This is a genomic window from Meiothermus sp. (genome assembly GCF_026004115.1).
In the GTDB taxonomy this organism is placed as follows: domain Bacteria; phylum Deinococcota; class Deinococci; order Deinococcales; family Thermaceae; genus Meiothermus.
This window is the reverse complement of the sequence record NZ_BPIM01000001.1, coordinates 723,280-740,245: the sequence shown is the minus strand read 5'-3', so window position 1 is coordinate 740,245 and position 16,966 is coordinate 723,280. Positions and strand designations below refer to the sequence as shown.

The window sequence follows — 16,966 nt, the reverse complement described above, 5'->3', positions numbered from 1 at the left end:
AGATGCCCGCCCATAAGCGGGTCACGGGGTGGTTGGGGTCTTGACTGTTACATCTGACTTAGAAGCACACTTAAATGCACGCGAGGGCGTGTATACTCGAAACACCATGCCCCGCATGACCATCGAAATTGACGAAGCCCTGCTGGAAGAGGCCCGCCGGGTGCTGGGGGTGCGCACCAAACGGGAAGCCATCGAGCGGGCCTTGCAGGAGCTGGTGCGCCAGCAGCGCCGCCGGGGCATCCGGGCCCACGCCGGGCGGGTGGAGCTCGAGCTCACCCAGGAAACCCTGCGCGCGCTGCGGGAGTCCCGCTAGTGGCCCGCATCTTGGTAGATACATCGGCCTGGATTGAGTTTTATCACCCCATGGGTGCCCGCCAGGTCAAGCAAGCCCTGGGTAACGCCTTGGAGGTACATGAGATCGCGGTCCTAGCGCCGATTGCCGTGGAACTTCTGTCCGGCGCAAAGAGCGAGAAAGACTACGGTCTTCTCGCCGCTGACCTGCAGGCCCTGCTCTGGCTACCCTTGGGAAGCGAAGAGGCGGGGGTGGCTGGCCAGCTGGCCTACGAACTGGCCCGTTCCGGCCAGCGGGTACCTACGGTGGACTTGCTGATCGCCGGAGCGGCCTTGGTGCATGGCTGTGAACTGTGGCACTTTGGCGATGCCCACTTTGCGACCATCGCGGGCCATAGCCCCCTGCAGGAACACAACCTCAAAAGCGCTTAGCCCTTTTCCCACTCACCCACCTCCAGGCCGTCCCGCTGCTCACCCCATACTTCCGAGCCAGGCTGCGGGCACCGGCTCCTGTCCGGCGGTGCTCGTCTACCAACAAAGCTCGTAGCTCTATCTTGCCCACCGGCCCCGGCTTCTTGCGGGGAAGAACGTACCCCACCTGAACGGGAATCCCCCGATTGCCCTGCACACGCCTGCCCCTGCGGCTGGCACGGCGACCCGGAAAGACCCTGCAGCTGCACCCCTACCCAGCGCACCCGGTACGTGAACCGCATCTCCGGCCCCTTGCTCGACCGCTTCGACCTGGTGGTGGAAGTCCCCCGCCTCACCCCCGCCGAACTCGCCCGCGCCCCGGAAGGGGAGTCCACCGCCGCAGTGCGGGAACGGGTGCGCCTGGCTCGGGAAAAGATGAAGGCCCGCCAGGGAAAGCCCAACAGCGAACTCTTCGGTAGAGCGCTACGGCAGCACACGGTGCTTTCCCCCTCCAGTGAGGCCCTCTTGCAAGCGGCTACTAAACGCTTAGCCCTCACCGCCCGCAGCTACGACCGCATCCTGCGGACAGCCCGCACCATCGCCGACCTCTCGAACTCAGAACCCATCCAGGAAGCCCACCTGGCCGAGGCGCTGACCTATAGGCGGAGCCTGCCCTAACGCACCACCCGCACCTCAACCCCTGCTTCCAGGTTGTTCCAGGCGCTGTCGGTGGTGATGGCTGGCAATTTCAGTCGCATAGCCAACGCCAGACAGACCCGATCTCCCAGGGATAGCCCCTGGGCCTTGGTCAAGGGTCGCAGCGTTGCTACAAGCTGGACGTCTTCAGGGCCGAAGGGCACCACCTCCAATACACCCCCCAGCAAACCCTGCCGCACCAGGGCCTGCTCCAGCAGGTGCACGTCCTGGCCCCACTCGGCCACCTTGCTGTAGACTTCGGCCAGATTCACGGCGCTAATAAAACCGCCCCCAACCATCTGCCGAGCGACTTCCTCAGCCCCCGCCTCCTGGTTGAGGTAGGCTAGCAAGGCCGAGGCATCCAGCACCACGCTCATTCCTGCAGGGCCTCCCTGCGCCGTTCCTGGATCAGTTCTTGAGCCAGTGTTTTCCCCTTCAGGGCCGGATAGAGACGCTGCAACAGACCCTTGCTCCCCAGTACAACTTCCTCCGCCTTGACCAACTCGATTACCCCATCGTCCCGCAGCCGCAGCAGCAGGCGATCCCCCTCCCGCAGCCGCAAAACCCGGCGCACCCCAGCCGGTAGTACCAGACGCCCTTTGACCCCTAGCTGTACGGCTTGTTGCACCACGGGGTGTTTCATAATTGAATCGTACCACATTTTAGAATGCTCCACATTGCCGATACGGATCCTTGCAGACCTGGTTGTTCCTGTTCTCTCCACAACCGCACCCGGCGAAAGTTTGGCATTCGTTCCCGAGCCTCAAGTGGGGAGGGGCACGGCTTGCTATACTCCCCCCATGGACGCCCTGGCCCTTTACCGGCGGGGCCGCTACGCGGAGGCCCTCGCGCTGGCCCAGCAGCAGGGGGATGCTAAAGCGGTGGCGCTGGCCCTGCTGTCCTTGGGAAAGCCTGCCGAGGCCGCAGCCCTGCTGGAGGCCTGGCAGCCGCGGGAGGAGACAGAAAGCGCCGAACGCCTGGCCCTCCTGGGCTTCGCCGCCTTCCGGCAGGGCGACCACGCCGCCTACCGCCGCCTGGCCCTGGCCGCGGCCCAGGCGGCCCAGACCCCCCTGACCCTCTACCACCTGGGCCTCTCGCTCCCGCCCGCCGATGGCCTGCTGGCCCTGCAGGAAGCCTTTCACCAGCTCCAAGCCCAGGGCGCCCCAGCCGGAGAGCAGGCCCGCCTGGCCCATGCCCTGGCCCGCACCCTCAGGCGGCTGGGGCGGTGGGGGGAAGCCCTTTCCTACGCCAGCCTGGCCGCTCTGCAGGCCCCCGAGCAGCCCCACTACCGCCTGGAGGAGCTGACCCTGCTGGCTTATGCCGGAGAGGAGCCCCTCGCTGCGCTCGAGGAATCCCTGCCCCCCTTGCTGGCCCACGAGGCCCCCCCGGTGCGCTACTACGCCCTGTGGCTGGCCTTGCTGCTGCAGCGGATGCAGGGGCAGGTCAATCCGGAACTCTTGCAAACTTATCTAAGTAGCTACCATAGCCCCCACCTGCTGCCCTACGACCTGCCCCTCTGGGTGCTGCTGTTCAAAGACCGCTTCCCGTCCTCCTCACGCCCGACTCCCCCGGCAGACCCGCAGCTTGCCCGCCTGCTGCGGGCGACTAAAGCTCAACCTTCTAACCAAGCCCTGCCCCAGGCCCTGCTGCTGCTGGCCGAAGGACTGTACCGCTACCCTCAGCCCGAGGCCCGCCCTCTTTTGGAAGACTGCCTGCCCACCCTGGAAGCCGAGTGGGCCGAGGAGGCGCTGCGGGCGGTGGCCCACCTCTGCGCACTCAACAGTGAGCCCCTCCCCGAGCCCTACCGCCGCATGGCCCACGCCCTCCGCCCCGAGGCTAGAGCCCTCTTCCTGCCAGCGGAACTTCCCCCGCTTACCCAAGCCACCCCCTACCTGCAAACCCTGGGAAAAGCCCAGCTCCAGGGCTTCCCCAACCTGAGGCCCCGCAGCATAGAACTCCTCACTCTGCTGCTGGCTCATCCTGAGGGGATCGAAGGGGAGAAGCTGGCCCAAGAGCTCTACCCCACACCCAACCCCCAGGCCCTCCGGAGCGAGCTCTGCCGCCTGCGCCAGCAGGGCCTGGAAGTCCAGAGCCGCCCCTACCGGCTCCTTAGCCCCATCGAGGCCGACTTTCTACAACTGCAAGAAGCCCTGGAACGAAACCAGCTTTACCAAGCCCTGGCCCTCTACCAGGGCCCCCTCCTGCCCAGAAGCCAGGCCCCGGGCATCGAGCTCCTGCGCCACCGCATCGAAGAGCAGCTCAAAGAAGCCGTGCTGCAACAGCCCGACCTCGAGCTGCTCTACTGCCTGGCCCAGCAAATCCCGGACGACCTCACCCTCTGGGAGGCCCTCCTACATCGCCTGCCCCCGCAAGACCCCCGCTACACCGCGGCCCGATCCTGGGTCAAGAGGCTCAGCGCCCAGTACCGCTAGGCCCCCCCGAGCGCACCGCCCCCGGTGGAACACAGTCGGGGAGGGTGCAGGCGTAGCCCAATTCCTTCCAACCCAAAGCCAGCAGAATCAGCGACAACAAAAACCATCTCACCCTGCGCATACCCTCACCCTAGCAAGGGCAAGGTGACAAAAACCGTCAAAAGGTAACCAATATGAGAGGGAAGGTAACCAAAATGAGTTAAGAACGTAACCATTCTGAGAGGGGGTTTGGTTACGTGGGGGGTGCTACAACAAATTTGGGAATGCAGCCCCAACTCAGATTTAAGGTTTCTCAGAGAGGTGGTCTGAGTGGAGAAAACCGTACAGCTTAGGTCAAAAGCACCAAGGTTGCTTAATTTTGTGTCGGAAGGTCGCCACAAGAAGGCTACAGTGCTTATTGCTAACCCACTGTGTAACCTTGGAGGGAGCAGCGCTGACAAGCCCTTCGTTGGATTTTTCGGTTATACTGTTGCATACACTTGGATTCCTAAAGAACTCAACAACCCTGAACAAATCCCTTCAGTAACCTGCCCATGTGCGGCGGGGATCTAGCCGGTTCCAGTCAAGGGTACCAAGTCCTTTAGCTTAGGAGACCAAGCTACCAGGGTTGAGCTGGGGCTGCATTTCTAGGGGGTTATTATGGGGAGCGATTTGAAGTACAGGCTAGAACTATCCTTGGCACCTGTTTTTGGAAAATCCAAGCCCCTTTTTGTGACGGATTATCTCGATTTGGTTAATTGGTTCACAGCTCAAGGCATCGCATCTTCCTTGTTGAAAGAGATATCAAACCTCTCTAAGAAACTGCACAAAAATGTAATTCTTTTGCCTACAACAGCGGATGGATTCTCATTTTTTCAACTCGAGCGCTACTTCAAAGGCAGCCGGGTTTTGATTATTCCCCTTGTCGCTTTTGACCCCTCTTTGGAGGCGGCCATCTATACGGTAGAGCTGCTTGCTTCCTCGGACTTCACTAAAGCTACCAAGGAAAATGAGAAGTGGATCTCCTTGCTAAAGAAGGGTGATGTTCAACGCATCGAATTTAAGGGGGCCTACGGCGAACTAGAAATCGTCCTGAAGGAGAGGCTAGATCTTATGCTCCCTCGCGTTCAGGCAGGCTTACTGCCAGGCGAGTGGGAGGCAGTAGGCATGTTCTTTGAAATCGCTATGATTCCAGATAACGAGGATCTTTTCCACCCGGGATACATTGTTAACGGCGAAGCTATAGTTCCAGGGGTAGCGGTTGCTCATCACAGAATAATGCCTGCTCAACTGACTTCACTGCCTATTAGGGCATGGCAGCTGTTAGGCGGCCTGGTCAAGCAAAGGAGAGTCCCGCTGAGGGTCACTATAGAAAATTCACAACTGAAGGAGGTGCGTTCAGTGGACGGGGCAGACTTCGCAGATGAAATAAGGGAGCTCTCGAACCCTCGGCTCGAGCTCATGCTAGTGGAAATGGCCATCAGCCATAACCCGGGTCTAGAGGCTTCCAACCTCAACTGGAGCGTCAATTCGGTGCTCAATGAGGGGGCGCGTGGTATCCATTTTGCCGTTGGCGATGGGGTCACCGGCGCTCACATTGACTTCATATGCCCCGGCATGGAAGCCCGAATATTCTAGAGCCGACCATGAACCCAAGCATGAAGAGCGCCAACTCCACCAGCCCGGCCCCAGTCCTGGAGGCCCATCAATTGCACAAGCGCTATCCCAAGGGAAAGGGCTGGCAAGAGGCATTGAAGGGGATCAGTCTAAAGCTCTTCCAGGGGGAGATCCTGACCCTTTTGGGCCCCAACGGCGCGGGTAAGACGACCCTGGTCAAGATACTAGCTGGCCTGGTAGAGCCGGATGGTGGGCAGATAAGCCTACCGCAGGTAGAGCGACGAACCTGGTTGGGTGCGGTGCTGGAGGGCAACCGCAACCTCTACTGGCGCTTGAGCATCCTGGAGAATCTCGTCTATTTTGGCGTACTACGCGGACTCAGTCCCAAGCAGGCTCGGCAGCGTGGACTGGAGTTCTTGGAGGCCGTGGGTCTTCTGGATAAGGCCAATCAAATTGTGGGCACCCTCTCCAGGGGACAGCAACAAAGGGCAGCCCTGGTCGTAGCGCTGGTGCACGACCCCCCCATCCTTTTCCTGGACGAGCCCACCTTGGGGGTAGACCTTGAAGCCCAGGAAGCCATCAGTACATGGATCCTACAGCTGAAGAATGACGGCAAGTCCATTCTCCTCACTACCCACCAGATGGACTTGGCCGAAGCCTTGGCCGACCGGGTGGCTATCCTTCTCGATGGGGTGTTGGCCCTGGAGGGGAAAAAACAAGCGGTGCTGCAAGGCTCTCCAGGCGATCCCTACCGATTGGAGCTGCAGACTCCCCTGGAAGAGGGGGATCCGCGTCTTGCCAAACTATGGGCCTGTGGAGCGGAAGTGGAGGGGGCAGCGGTTCGGGTGGTGGGCGAGGAAGTCCTGTGGGAAGTGCTCAGAATCTTGGATCCTCTACCCCTCGAGCGGGTGGAGCGGGAGAGCCTCTCCCTCGAGGGGCTTTTCTGGCGCATGCTAGGGGAAAGGAAGAGACCTTGATTCGGGTTGTCCAAATTGAGTTCTGGCGCTTTTTGAGATCCATTATCCGTTATCCTCTGGAGCTCATTGGGGGTGTGATGGGTGCGGCGGTGGGCTTTGCCCTCTTCTTCATAGGGGTGCGCTACCTGGCCGGCTCGGCCCTCTTCGGTGAGCGACTGGAGGCTATGGTGATCAGCCTCCTGGCCTGGACCCTAGCCTTTTCCCTGCTCTCTACTTCGGCCTCTACCATTTCGGAGGAGGCATTGACGGGTCTTATGGAGCAACTGGCCCTCACCCGCCCCGGTCTGTTGGGGTTGGTGCTGGTTCGTGCGGCCCTATCCATCCTCTATATTGGCTTGTTGAACATCCCGGTTTTTCTATCTATTCTCGCTACCTCTGGAGCAAGGCTGGATCTCCAACCTTTGGCCCTTCTCCCCTTGGCTACCCTGGCCTTCAGTGCACTGGGCCTGGGGCTTATGTTGGGGGGGCTGGCCCTGGTTTACAAGCGGGTAGGGCAACTCCTGGGCGTCCTACAATACGTTTTATTGGGTCTTTTCTTGGTACGTTTTGAGGCGCTGACCTTGCCTTGGAATGCTCTGGGCTCCCTCCTGCCGCTGGTGCCTTCGGCTTCTGCGCTACGAATTATGCTCGGTCAAGGGCAAGATCCTGGCTGGGAGCTTCTTCTCCTCGCCGGGGTCAATGCCCTGGCCTATCTGGCGCTAGGGATCGGGCTCTTTCAACGCGCCATCCGGAGGGCTCGACAACAGGGTTCGTTGGGAACGTACTGAAAGGGCGACCATAGACCTCTACATCCGTTGGAAATATGCCGGTATTGCGGTTAGAGAGCCTTTTAGCGAATCGGGGGTCTAACTTGAGAGCAAATCCCATCCGTGCCTGGTTAAACCGACACTACCCTGCGCTGGAGCATTCCCTGTACGTCCGGCTGCTCTGGGCCACCGCTTTCTCGAGCCTGGGCAGTCAGTTCACGGTACTGGCCCTGAGTGTGGTGGTTTTCACCGCCACCGGGTCGGTGGCCTCGCTGGCTGGCGTATGGGCGGTGCGGGTGGCCTCGAGGTGCAGTGGTTCGCCAGCGTGTTCTATATATTTAGCTTCTTAGCTTCACCAAGGCCCAGCCGGTCTTGGAGCAGGAGGGTAGCTTGTGAACCTCTACGTCATCCGCAAGCTCACCAAACGCTACGGGGCGCGAGGAGTGCTGGCCAACGACGCGATCTCCCTCGACATCCGCCAGGGGAGATCCTGGGGGTTTTCGGGCCCAATGGGGCCGGGAAGACCACCCTGGTGCGCCAGATCACCGGGCTCCTGAGGCCCACCTCCGGGCAGATCGAGCTGCTGGGCCAGGACGTGGTGCGCTACCCTGGGGCAGTGCCGCGCTACGTCAGCTTTTATGGCCAGCGGGCCCCCATCTTGCGCAACTACACCGTCGCGGAGGTGCTGGTCTACGCTGGGGTGCTGCGGGGCTTGCCAGTGCCAAAAGCCCAGGAGAACTAAAGGAGGTGATGGTGGAGGCGCTGGGACAAAAGACTCAGGACATCGCACGGGAGGCAGGGGAAAGATGTCTAAGTTTGAGGGTTGGTTCACGTTTGCCGTCATTACGCCTCCTACGGTGAGGCGTAATGTACTTGGCCCAGCAAACCCCGCTGTATTGAGTATTTGTGCGAACCGCTTTTAGATGGCTCAGGGGTATGCAGCGGTTGGTTTTTCCCGGCCTGCTCTATTTGGTTGGGTAGCAGCTTGAGTTATATTTATACATTGAACTGACTGTCGGGACGTTACCGATAGTTGTGCAGAAGATACCAGTTATAGCGCTTGCCAAACTATGGGAACTCGAGACCATTGACACTCAGGCACTGCATACTTATACTTGCCCCCATGAGCCACGAGGCTCTCTCCATAAACAGAGCAACCGTAGGTGTGTCCCAGGTTCCGCGTGCCCGATACGGTGTGCCAACCTTTACTCCGACACCTCTGCGCTTGGAGGTTTGTAGTGGATAGCAGGCCTTTGATTTCGGTTTCAGACGTGTATAAGCGCTACCCCGACGGCACCCTGGCCCTGGAGGGGGTGAACCTCGAGGTGCGCCCCGGGGAGTTCGTCTCGCTGGTAGGGCCTTCGGGTTGTGGCAAGAGTACGCTGTTGCGGATGCTGGCGGGTCTCGAGGACATCACCGCCGGGAGGGTGCAGGTCGAGGGTTATGCTCCCGAATCGGCCCAGGCGCGTTCGGACATGTCCTTTGTCTTTCAGGAGCCGACGCTGCTGCCCTGGCGCACGGTGCTGCACAACGTGGCCTTGCCGCTTGAGCTGCGCGGTGTGGGCATCAAGGAGCGCACCGAGCGGGCCAAAGAGGTGTTGGACTTGGTGGGTTTGGGGCCAAGGGCCGGTGCTTTTCCACGTACTTTATCGGGTGGGATGAAGATGCGGGTCTCGATTGCTCGAGCCCTTATCACACGCCCCAAAATCATACTGATGGACGAACCCTTCGGGGCGCTCGACGAGATGACCCGACAGCGGCTCAACGACGAACTGCTCTCGCTCAAACAGTCCACCGGGGCCACCGTGGTTTTTGTCACTCACAACATGTTCGAGGCGGTCTATCTCTCACAGCGGATCGCGGTGATGACCCCACACCCTGGCCGGATCGCGGAGACCATCGAGGTTCCCGTACCCTACCCACGCGACTCCTCCTTCCGCGCCTCCGAGACCTACGGCAAGCTGGTTTACGGGGTGTTGCGGGCGCTCGAGGGGTACGAGGCCCTGCCCCCGGCGGTGAAGGCATGAGCACGCTCAAGAACCTAGCCTGGCCCGCCTCGGCCCTGCTGGCGCTGATCGCCCTGTGGCAGATCGGGGTGATGGTTTTCGGGCCGCCGCCTTATCTGGTTCCAGCCCCAGCCCACGTGGTGGCGGCCTTTCAGGAGAACTGGGCCATCCTTTCCACCGCGACCCTCATCACTCTGCGGGCGGCGGTGTTCGCCTTTTTGCTGGCGGCCCTGATCGGGGCGGTGGTGGCCTTGCTCCTCTCGAACATCCCCTTTCTCTACAAAGCTTTTTTCCCCTACACGGTGGTGCTCCAGACCATCCCGGTGATCGCGGTCGCACCGATCATCATCATCTGGTTTGGCATCGGTCTGCCCTCGATCATCGCCATCGGTATCCTGATCGCGGTGTTCCCGGTGATCGCCAACACCACCACCGGGCTTCGCTCCACCGACGCCTCGCTCAAACAGCTCTTCACCCTCTACGGCGCGACCCCGGCCCAGTCGCTCTTCAAGCTGCGGCTGCCGTATTCGTTGCCCTTCTTCTTTACCGGATTGCGGATCGCCAGCGGGCTGGCGGTGATCGGGGCCATCGTGGGCGAGTATTTCGCAGGGGCCGGAGGTAACCGGGGGGGCTTGGGGTTCGTTCTGGTGGACGCGGCCAGCCGTTTGCAGATGCCCACCCTCTTCGCCGCGACGATCTGCTCGGCGTTGGTGGGGATCGTGTTTTTCGCGGTGGTGAGCAGCCTCAGCAACTACTTTTTGCAAAGCTGGCACGAGTCGGCTCGAGAATGAGGGGAAGGAGAACTATGAAGAGAGTGTTGATGGCAATCTGGGTGATCCTGGGGTTGGCGTTGGGGCAGGGTCGGGAACTGCCCAAGGTGAGCATGGTGCTCAACTGGTTCCCCCAGCCCTCGCAGGGCGGGTTTTACGCGGCTTTGGCAGACGGGCTGTACAAGCAGAAGGGCATTGACCTGACCATTCAGCCGGGCGGCCCCAACATTTCCTCGATCTCCTTGCTGGCGGCAGGACGGGTGCAGCTCGCCATGACCGACGCGGCGGCGGTGATGTTCGCCCGCGACCAGGGAATCCCGGTGGTGGCGATTTTCGCGCCCTTCCAGACCAACCCCCAGGGTTTTATGTTCCACACCGAAAACCCGGTGCGCCGGTTTGAAGACCTGGCCGGGCGCACGGTGGCGGTCTCGCCGGGGGCGGCGTACTGGCGTTTTATCGAGAAGAAGTACAACCTCTCCGGCAAGGTGCAGGTAGTGAACTATAACGGGCAGTTGGCCGACTGGCTGCGCGACAAAAGCCGGGTTACCCAGTGCTTTGTCATCTCCGAGCCGTTCTCGGCCCGCCAGCAAGGAGCCAACCCCGGCACTTTGCTCATCGCCGACTCGGGGTTCAACCCCTACATGAACCTGATCGTTACCACCGAGCAGTTTTTGCGCGACAACCCGGCGGCGGTAAAAGCCTTCGTGGAAGCCTCACAGCTGGGCTGGTATCGCTATATGGGCAATCCCCAGCGCTACGTCCCGGCCATCCAGGAGGTCAACCAGAGCCAGACCCCGGAGTGGATCGTATGGCAGGCGGAGCAGCAAAAACCCCTGGTGCAGCGCGGCGACGCGGTGCAAAACGGCATCGGCTACATGAGCCCGGAGCGCTGGAAAACCCTCTACAACCAGCTCAAAGACCTCGAGCTGCTCAAGAGCGAGATTGACCTGAGCAAAGTCTTTACCAACCAGTTCGTGCCCAAACCGCGCTAGGGAGACGGCAGTAGGGGAGGGTAAACTACCTCTGCTCGCCCGGCTACGCTAGCAGCTTAGACTCGAGGAGTACTATTATCCGGAACCGCGTCGCAAACGTAGCCGAGAAACGTCTCTCATGCTTATCCGGCGCATCCCCTTGCATTAGATGCACCACTACCCTCTATGGAATCCACCCACTTAATCAAACAGGGGATCGTATTGTTGTGGGCGCTGTGGCTCTCGACGGTGGTGATCCTGAACGGACTAGACGCCCTGAAGGGAGCCCGGCTGTTGCCCGTGGGGTGGCGGGTGCACTCGCACAACCTCGAGACCCTTTTCCAGGTTACCCGTATCTACGACACCCCCCGGTCGGTGGTCTGGCTCTTGTTTGCCGGGGCCATCGCCTGGGAGGCCATAGCTGCGATGCTCTTGTGGCGGGCGGGTCTGATGAGCCCGGCCCAGGAAGCCTTTCTGCCTGCCGCCAATCTGGCTTTCGCCGTTGCACTGGCGATGTGGGGGGCGTTCATCCTGATGAACGAGGTCTTTCTGACCTTCGTGGTCGAGGGGCAGGGTGGCTACAGCATCGCCGCCACCCACCGCAGCCTGTTCGGCGTGTTTCTGGTCTCGCTGCTGACGGTTCACCTGCTGCCATGATCGGGATCCCGGAGATCAAACAGGGCATCGTGCTTGTGTGGGCTGTCTGGCTCAGCATGGTCACCTTGATGAACATCCTAGAAGCCTTCAAAGCCCTGGGGCTGGTGCCGCAAAACTGGAAGACCTCCTCCAACTGGACGCTGATGCTCCGCACCACCGGTATCTATCACCCCCCGGTCTGGCTGGTGGCGCTGCTCTTTGGTGGGGTGATCGTCTGGGAGGCCGTGGCTTCGGGGCTGTTGTGGTGGGCCTTCGTGACGGGGAGCCTCGAGGTCGCCACCGCCGCCTTCGGTTGGTGCATCCTGCTGTGGGGCGGCTTTATCCTCGCCAACCAGTTCTTTATGGCCTGGCTTACCGACCCCAACCTGGTCGCGGCCCACCGCAGCCTGTTCGGGGTGTTCGTGATTTCCCTGATGGCAATTCGTCTGTTGTGAGAGGAGGCAATACGCTAGGCATTTTGGCTAAGGCTAAACGCTAAGGTTGGCTATGAAACGTGCTTTCGCCGAACACACCTGGAAGGAACTAAAGGCCCTGCCCAAAGACCCTGGCGTGGTGGTTTTGCCCATCGGGGCCATAGAGCAGCACGGACCGCACCTGCCCCTGCTGACCGATGCTCTGCTGGCCGAGGATACCGTCCGGGCCGCCTTCGCCCGCCTCCCCGACGGGGTTCCGGCCTGGTATTTGCCGGTGCTCTCCTACGGCAAAAGCAACGAGCACATCGGCTATCCCGGCACGATTGCCCTCTCCGCCGCGACGCTGATGGCAGTAGTGCGCGACATCGCGGCTTCTGTGGCCGGGGCCGGGTTCAAGCGGCTGCTTTTGTTCAACGCCCACGGCGGGAACCTGGCCCTGTTACAGGTGATGGCCCGTGACCTACGGACGGAGTACGGCCTGCTGTGTTTCGTGACCCAGCCCGATCACTCGGCGGCCCGGTCGAGCCTGCCCACGCCGGAGCAACGCTTTGGCATCCACGCCGGAACCGTCGAGACCGCGCTGCTGCTGCACCGGCGACCCGACCTGGTGCACTTGGATCGGGCAGAGCCGCACTACCCCAACTTCAAATCGGAAACGCTCAACCTCACCATACTGCCGCAGGTGGGCTGGCTCACGAGGGACTGGAGCCCCGAGGGCCACTTCGGTGACCCGACCGTAGCGAGCGCCGAACAAGGCAAAGCCTGGATGGATTCGGCGGCGCAAAAGCTGGCGGATTTGATCGCTGAAGTGGCTTACTTCGACGTTGCCCACCCTGGGGGTCTGTCTTGATCCTCAAAAACCTGCGGTTGTGGGGCCGGGGCGAGCCGGTGGATATCCTTGTGGATAAGGGAAAAATTGTCTTCGTAGGGTCAGCGCAGGATAAAGGCGAGGACTTCGGGGGGAGGGCGGTGTTTCCCGGCTTCGTGGAGTCGCACTGTCATCTCGACAAAACCCTGTCGCTGGGGGTAGACGGTCTTGAGAACCAATCGGGTACGCTCCTCGAGGCCATCGAGCGCTGGCGCGAAAGCAAGACAAAACGGGCCAAGGAAGACTACAAAACCAGGGCTCGAGCCGGAATCTGGCAGGCGATCTCGAGGGGAACCACCTGCCTGCGCAGCCACCTCGACATGGACTCGCCCAAGGGCCTCGAGGTGCTGGAAGGGATGCTCGAGCTGCGAGCCGAGTTCGCCGGGAGGATTGACCTCGAGTTTGTGGCGCTGGGGATGCCCGGAACTCCTGAAGGAGACGCGGTGATGGAGCAGGCGCTGGAGATGGGTATAGACGTGGTGGGTGGAGCCCCGCACATCACCCCCGACCCCGTGGCCTCCATGAAGTCCGCCCTCGATCTGGCCGAGCGTTACGACCGCCCGGTGGATTTGCACATGGACGAGCACGAAGATCCCCGGCACCTGGACCTAGAAACCCTGGCCGAGATGGTGCGGGCTCGAGGCTTGCAGGGTCGAGTGACTTCCGATCACAACTGTTCGCTCACCTTCCAGACGCTCGAGGTGCAAAGTCGTGTCATCGAAAAGGTCGCCGAGGCCGGAATTCACATGGTCAGCCTGCCCGCCGTGAATTTAGTGCTGCAGGGCAAGGGACACCCGCCCGCCAGGGGACTCATGCCGATCAAGGCGCTGCGTCAGGCCGGAATCAACGTGGCCCTCGGCTCGGATAACGTGCGCGACCCCTTCCAGCCGATGGGCAACTACGACCTGCTCTGGCAGGCCAACGTGGCCGTCCACGCCGCGCACCTGACCATGCCGGAGGAGCGGGTGGCGGCGCTCGAGATGATCACCCGCGCACCCGCGAAGATTCTGGGGTTGCGAGGGTACGGGCTCGAGGTGGGCTGCGCCGCCGACCTGGTGATTCTGGACGCCCTGACTGCCGACGAAGCCCTGGCCCAGGTTTCACCCCGGCTGCGGGTGTACAAGGCTGGAAGGCTCATCTATAAACAGGAGGTCGGTCAGTCTTGGCTCTAAAACGTTGTCATCCCGAACGGAGGGAGGGATCTCTCCTGCGCACGGACACGGCCAAACCCATACCCGTAAACAGGCCGGTTACTTCACCCGAGCAGTTGATGAGCGGTGCTCGGCAGGGATGCTTTTCTTTGCTCAACATGACACGAATCAGGTGGGGTGAGCTTTGCTGGAACTGATTTTGCGAAATGCGATCCTCCCAGATGGTCGAAGGGCGGATATTGCCGTATCCGACGGCGTGATCGCGGCGGTGGGGGAGGGTTTGTCGGGAGGAGCTAGGCGGGAGATTGACCTCGAGGGCCGCTATGCCCAGCCTGCTTTCGTCAACCCCCACCTCCACGCTTGCAAGTCGTTCTGGACCTGGGAACTCAACCGCCAGCCACCGGAAGTCCGCGCCCTGCACCGTTTCCAGGCGCTCGCCTACGTAAAACGGGCTTACACGCCGCAGAGCGTCTACGAGCGGGGCCTCGAACTGATCAAACTAGCGATCCAGAACGGGACGTGCGCGATCCGCCTATTTGCTGACGTGGACGAAGGGGCGGGTTTGCGGGCCTTCGAGGGTTTGAAGCGGTTGCAAGCCCGGTTTTCCTTTCTCACGATTCAGCTCGTGCCCTTCCCGCAGAACGGCTTCGCCCATCATCCCGAAAACATGGCTTTACTCGAGCAGGCCGTTCAGATGGGCTGTGACGCGGTGGGGGCAGTTCCCTGGCTCGAGCCCAGCGAGACCGACCAGAAGGCACACGCCGAGTTCTGTCTCGAGCTGGCCCGAAAATATAAACTGCCGCTGCACGCCGTCGCCGACGACACCGAGAACCCCGACTCGACGACCGGGGCCTACCTGGCGAAGCTCGCGATCGAGCATAGCTGGCCGCTCCTGCTCACCCAGCTCGGCTCGCTGAGCTTTCAGGACGACGCGACCGCAGAGGAGACCATCCGGCTCATCCGACAGGCGGGGGCGACCGTCATCAGCAACGGGCACATCGAACTCGTGACCTGCGGGGTCAACCGCCCGCCGATCCCACGGGGAAATACGCGGGTCAAGGAGCTGCTCGCCGCCGGGGTGCGGGTCGTCACCGCCCAGGACGATGTGGACAACCCCTACTACCCCTTCGGGCGCAACGACCCGCTGGACGTGGCCTCATGGATGGCTCACGTTGGGCAACTGGCCTGGGGGGAGGAACTCGAGACCGTCAGACATATGGTCACCGATTGGTCGGCGGAGGCTTTGGGTCTGCCGGGCTACGGGCTCGAGCCCGGTTGCCAGGCGAATCTGGTGGTGCTAGAGGCCAAAAGCTGGCGTGAAGCGCTCCAGTTCCAGGTCGCCAAGCGTTACGTGATCCTGGGCGGTCAGATTCGGGCGGAGGAGCGGCGTGAAGTCCACTTCCACTTTTAGAGTCGAGGGTTTGTCATGTTGAGCGAAGCGGGATATCCCATACGCGCGTCAACCACCTATGGATCAGTTATAGCGATCGGTCTTCGTACAGACATGATTCGGCGGTCTCCCCCCGCGGGAGAGTTCTTCACGAAGCCTGCCCCGAGCTGTGCCGGAGGGTTCCGAATACCGGGATGAGATAAAGGAGCGAGTTGGGATGGCAACGGATCTGGCTGAAGTCATGCGGAAAATCGTGGGGGAGAAGGGCGTTTTCACCGACGCCAGGAGCGTCGCGGTGTTCTCCAGGGACGCCTTTTATTATTCGCCGGTTTTGAAAGCCCAGCTCGAGGACAAGCTAGCCGACCTGATCGTAGCCCCGCAGAGCGTGGCGGAGCTGCAAAAAGTGGTGAGCCACGCAGCCCGTGAGGGCATCCCGGTCACGGTGCGCGGGGCGGGAACCGGTAATTACGGCCAGTGCGTGCCCCTTCACGGCGGGATCGTGGTCTCGACCCACCGCCTGAACCGCATCCTGGACTTCGACGGGGCTTCGGGGGTGATCCGAGTGGAGGCCGGGGTACGGATGGGCCAGATCGAGCGCTTCGCCCGCGAGCGCGGCTGGGAACTTCGCTGCTACCCCAGCACCTGGGCTACGGCGGCTATTGGGGGTTTCGTGGGCGGGGGCTTCGGCGGGGTGGGCTCGATCCGCAACGGGGTTTTGTGGGACGGCTTTCTTAAGAGCATCGCGGTTCTCGAGATGACCGAGGAAGCCAAAACCCATACGCTCGAGGGTCACGACGTTTTCGGTTTCATCCACGCCTATGGGACGAGCGGGATCATGGTGGGGCTCGAGGTCAGCCTGGTGCCCGCGGTACCCTGGGAAGAAGCTGTGATCTGTTTCCCCGACTACGCCGACGCGCTGAGGTTTTCCCACCAACTCGCCCTCGACGAATCCGAAGCCAAACGCCTGATCTCGCTTAACGAGTGGCCCATCCCGAGTTTTTTTAGGCCGCTGGTGGACGCAGGCGGGATCATAGAAGGACAGGCGGCGGTGCTGCTCGAGCTAGCCGAGGATCGTACCACTGCCGTAGCGGAGAGAGCCGCCCCTTACGGGGGAAAGCTCACCTATACTGCCCCGGCTTCAGCTTATCACAAGGGCAAGTTCTGTCTCTCGGACTTTAGTTGGAACCACACCACGCTCTGGGCGATGAAAACCGACCCCGGCTGGACTTATCTGCAATCGCGTTTTAGCCCGGAGCCGGAAAAGGCGCTCGAACAAATCTCTGCACTCCGGGCCTTTCACGGGGACAAGGTGGCCTTTCACCACGAATACATCCGCCAGAGCGGCGAGCTGGTGCTGGCTGCGCTCGACCTCATCTACTACCAGGACAAAGAGCCGATCTACGCCGCAATTGCCCGGCGCGAAGAACTGGGCATCCAGGTGGCCGATCCGCACACCTTCCTCCTCGACGCCGACCCGCGCTGGAGCGGTGAGGTGGTGCTGGCCGCCCGGGCCCGGTACAACCCGCATAATCTCCTCAATCCCGGCAAGATTAGCAGCCAGCCACTTACCGAGAAGGCCCGGTTGTGGTGA

21 protein-coding genes and 1 pseudogene are annotated in these 16,966 nt (G+C 61.5%); 18 read left to right on the top strand and 4 right to left on the bottom strand.

The features are described from left to right. Positions 1-106: 106 nt before the first annotated feature. Both Q0X23_RS03435 and Q0X23_RS03430 read left to right on the top strand, forming a co-directional pair. Positions 107-313 carry a type II toxin-antitoxin system VapB family antitoxin gene (locus Q0X23_RS03435; protein ID WP_013012885.1) on the top strand — a complete coding sequence of 69 codons (207 nt, stop codon included), beginning with the start codon at positions 107-109 and terminating at the stop codon, positions 311-313. Next, complete coding sequence (locus Q0X23_RS03430; RefSeq protein ID WP_297858997.1) at positions 313-723, top strand: PIN domain-containing protein; 411 nt, start codon at positions 313-315, stop codon at positions 721-723. The genes Q0X23_RS03435 and Q0X23_RS03430 overlap by 1 nt, the downstream gene beginning before the upstream one ends. Here the strand turns inward: Q0X23_RS03430 and Q0X23_RS03425 are convergent. Beyond that, positions 710-919 carry a hypothetical protein gene (locus Q0X23_RS03425; RefSeq protein ID WP_297858996.1) on the bottom strand — a complete coding sequence of 70 codons (210 nt, stop codon included), beginning with the start codon at positions 917-919 and terminating at the stop codon, positions 710-712. The genes Q0X23_RS03430 and Q0X23_RS03425 overlap by 14 nt on opposite strands. Positions 920-924: 5 nt before the next feature. Between Q0X23_RS03425 and Q0X23_RS03420 the strand changes: the two are divergent. Next, a pseudogene (locus Q0X23_RS03420) lies at positions 925-1,380 on the top strand (ATP-binding protein); the annotation flags it as partial. Here Q0X23_RS03420 and Q0X23_RS03415 read toward each other — a convergent pair. Together Q0X23_RS03415 and Q0X23_RS03410 are read right to left on the bottom strand one after the other, a co-directional pair. Further along, complete coding sequence (locus Q0X23_RS03415) at positions 1,377-1,775, bottom strand: type II toxin-antitoxin system VapC family toxin (protein WP_297858995.1); 399 nt, start codon at positions 1,773-1,775, stop codon at positions 1,377-1,379. The pseudogene Q0X23_RS03420 and the gene Q0X23_RS03415 overlap by 4 nt on opposite strands. Beyond that, a complete protein-coding gene (locus Q0X23_RS03410) occupies positions 1,772-2,041 on the bottom strand; it encodes an AbrB/MazE/SpoVT family DNA-binding domain-containing protein (protein ID WP_297858994.1) in 270 nt (89 codons plus the stop codon). Before Q0X23_RS03410 ends, Q0X23_RS03415 begins: the two co-directional genes overlap by 4 nt. 157 nt (positions 2,042-2,198) lie before the next feature. On the opposite strand from Q0X23_RS03410, the gene Q0X23_RS03405 reads away from it, so the two are divergent. Next, positions 2,199-3,830: a hypothetical protein gene (locus Q0X23_RS03405; RefSeq protein WP_297858993.1), complete on the top strand. Its 1,632-nt coding sequence runs from the start codon at positions 2,199-2,201 to the stop codon at positions 3,828-3,830. Here Q0X23_RS03405 and Q0X23_RS03400 read toward each other — a convergent pair. Further along, a complete protein-coding gene (locus Q0X23_RS03400; protein WP_297858992.1) occupies positions 3,811-3,951 on the bottom strand; it encodes a hypothetical protein in 141 nt (46 codons plus the stop codon). The two genes, Q0X23_RS03405 and Q0X23_RS03400, sit on opposite strands and share 20 nt — an antisense overlap. Before the next feature lie 518 nt (positions 3,952-4,469). Here Q0X23_RS03400 and Q0X23_RS03395 point away from each other — a divergent pair. From Q0X23_RS03395 to Q0X23_RS03330, 14 genes are all read left to right on the top strand, one after another. After that, a complete protein-coding gene (locus Q0X23_RS03395) occupies positions 4,470-5,447 on the top strand; it encodes a hypothetical protein (protein WP_297858991.1) in 978 nt (325 codons plus the stop codon). Between the two features lie 8 nt (positions 5,448-5,455). Continuing rightward, positions 5,456-6,403, top strand: a complete 948-nt coding sequence (locus Q0X23_RS03390; RefSeq protein ID WP_297858990.1) for an ABC transporter ATP-binding protein — start codon at positions 5,456-5,458, stop codon at positions 6,401-6,403. Then, positions 6,400-7,170 (top strand): ABC transporter permease, encoded by a 771-nt coding sequence (locus Q0X23_RS03385; protein ID WP_297858989.1) that lies wholly within the window; start codon positions 6,400-6,402, stop codon positions 7,168-7,170. The genes Q0X23_RS03390 and Q0X23_RS03385 overlap by 4 nt, the downstream gene beginning before the upstream one ends. 83 nt (positions 7,171-7,253) lie before the next feature. Continuing rightward, positions 7,254-7,499 carry a hypothetical protein gene (locus Q0X23_RS03380; protein ID WP_297858988.1) on the top strand — a complete coding sequence of 82 codons (246 nt, stop codon included), beginning with the start codon at positions 7,254-7,256 and terminating at the stop codon, positions 7,497-7,499. Then, complete coding sequence (locus tag Q0X23_RS03375; RefSeq protein ID WP_297858987.1) at positions 7,433-7,891, top strand: ATP-binding cassette domain-containing protein; 459 nt, start codon at positions 7,433-7,435, stop codon at positions 7,889-7,891. Before Q0X23_RS03380 ends, Q0X23_RS03375 begins: the two co-directional genes overlap by 67 nt. A gap of 496 nt (positions 7,892-8,387) precedes the next feature. After that, the gene (locus Q0X23_RS03370; RefSeq protein ID WP_297858986.1) at positions 8,388-9,176 is read left to right on the top strand and encodes an ABC transporter ATP-binding protein; all 789 of its coding nucleotides are present in this window, start codon (positions 8,388-8,390) and stop codon (positions 9,174-9,176) included. Continuing rightward, positions 9,173-9,946: an ABC transporter permease gene (locus tag Q0X23_RS03365; protein WP_297858985.1), complete on the top strand. Its 774-nt coding sequence runs from the start codon at positions 9,173-9,175 to the stop codon at positions 9,944-9,946. The genes Q0X23_RS03370 and Q0X23_RS03365 overlap by 4 nt, the downstream gene beginning before the upstream one ends. A gap of 14 nt (positions 9,947-9,960) precedes the next feature. Further along, a complete protein-coding gene (locus Q0X23_RS03360; protein ID WP_297858984.1) occupies positions 9,961-10,917 on the top strand; it encodes an ABC transporter substrate-binding protein in 957 nt (318 codons plus the stop codon). Between the two features lie 165 nt (positions 10,918-11,082). Further along, the gene (locus tag Q0X23_RS03355) at positions 11,083-11,553 is read left to right on the top strand and encodes a hypothetical protein (protein ID WP_297858983.1); all 471 of its coding nucleotides are present in this window, start codon (positions 11,083-11,085) and stop codon (positions 11,551-11,553) included. Further along, positions 11,550-11,987 (top strand): hypothetical protein, encoded by a 438-nt coding sequence (locus Q0X23_RS03350; RefSeq protein ID WP_297858982.1) that lies wholly within the window; start codon positions 11,550-11,552, stop codon positions 11,985-11,987. The genes Q0X23_RS03355 and Q0X23_RS03350 overlap by 4 nt, the downstream gene beginning before the upstream one ends. Before the next feature lie 52 nt (positions 11,988-12,039). Continuing rightward, positions 12,040-12,816 carry a creatininase family protein gene (locus Q0X23_RS03345; protein WP_297858981.1) on the top strand — a complete coding sequence of 259 codons (777 nt, stop codon included), beginning with the start codon at positions 12,040-12,042 and terminating at the stop codon, positions 12,814-12,816. Continuing rightward, complete coding sequence (locus tag Q0X23_RS03340; protein ID WP_297858980.1) at positions 12,813-14,006, top strand: amidohydrolase family protein; 1,194 nt, start codon at positions 12,813-12,815, stop codon at positions 14,004-14,006. Before Q0X23_RS03345 ends, Q0X23_RS03340 begins: the two co-directional genes overlap by 4 nt. Positions 14,007-14,169: 163 nt before the next feature. Next, positions 14,170-15,396 carry an amidohydrolase family protein gene (locus Q0X23_RS03335; protein WP_297858979.1) on the top strand — a complete coding sequence of 409 codons (1,227 nt, stop codon included), beginning with the start codon at positions 14,170-14,172 and terminating at the stop codon, positions 15,394-15,396. 196 nt (positions 15,397-15,592) lie between these two features. Further along, a complete protein-coding gene (locus Q0X23_RS03330; RefSeq protein ID WP_297858978.1) occupies positions 15,593-16,966 on the top strand; it encodes an FAD-binding oxidoreductase in 1,374 nt (457 codons plus the stop codon).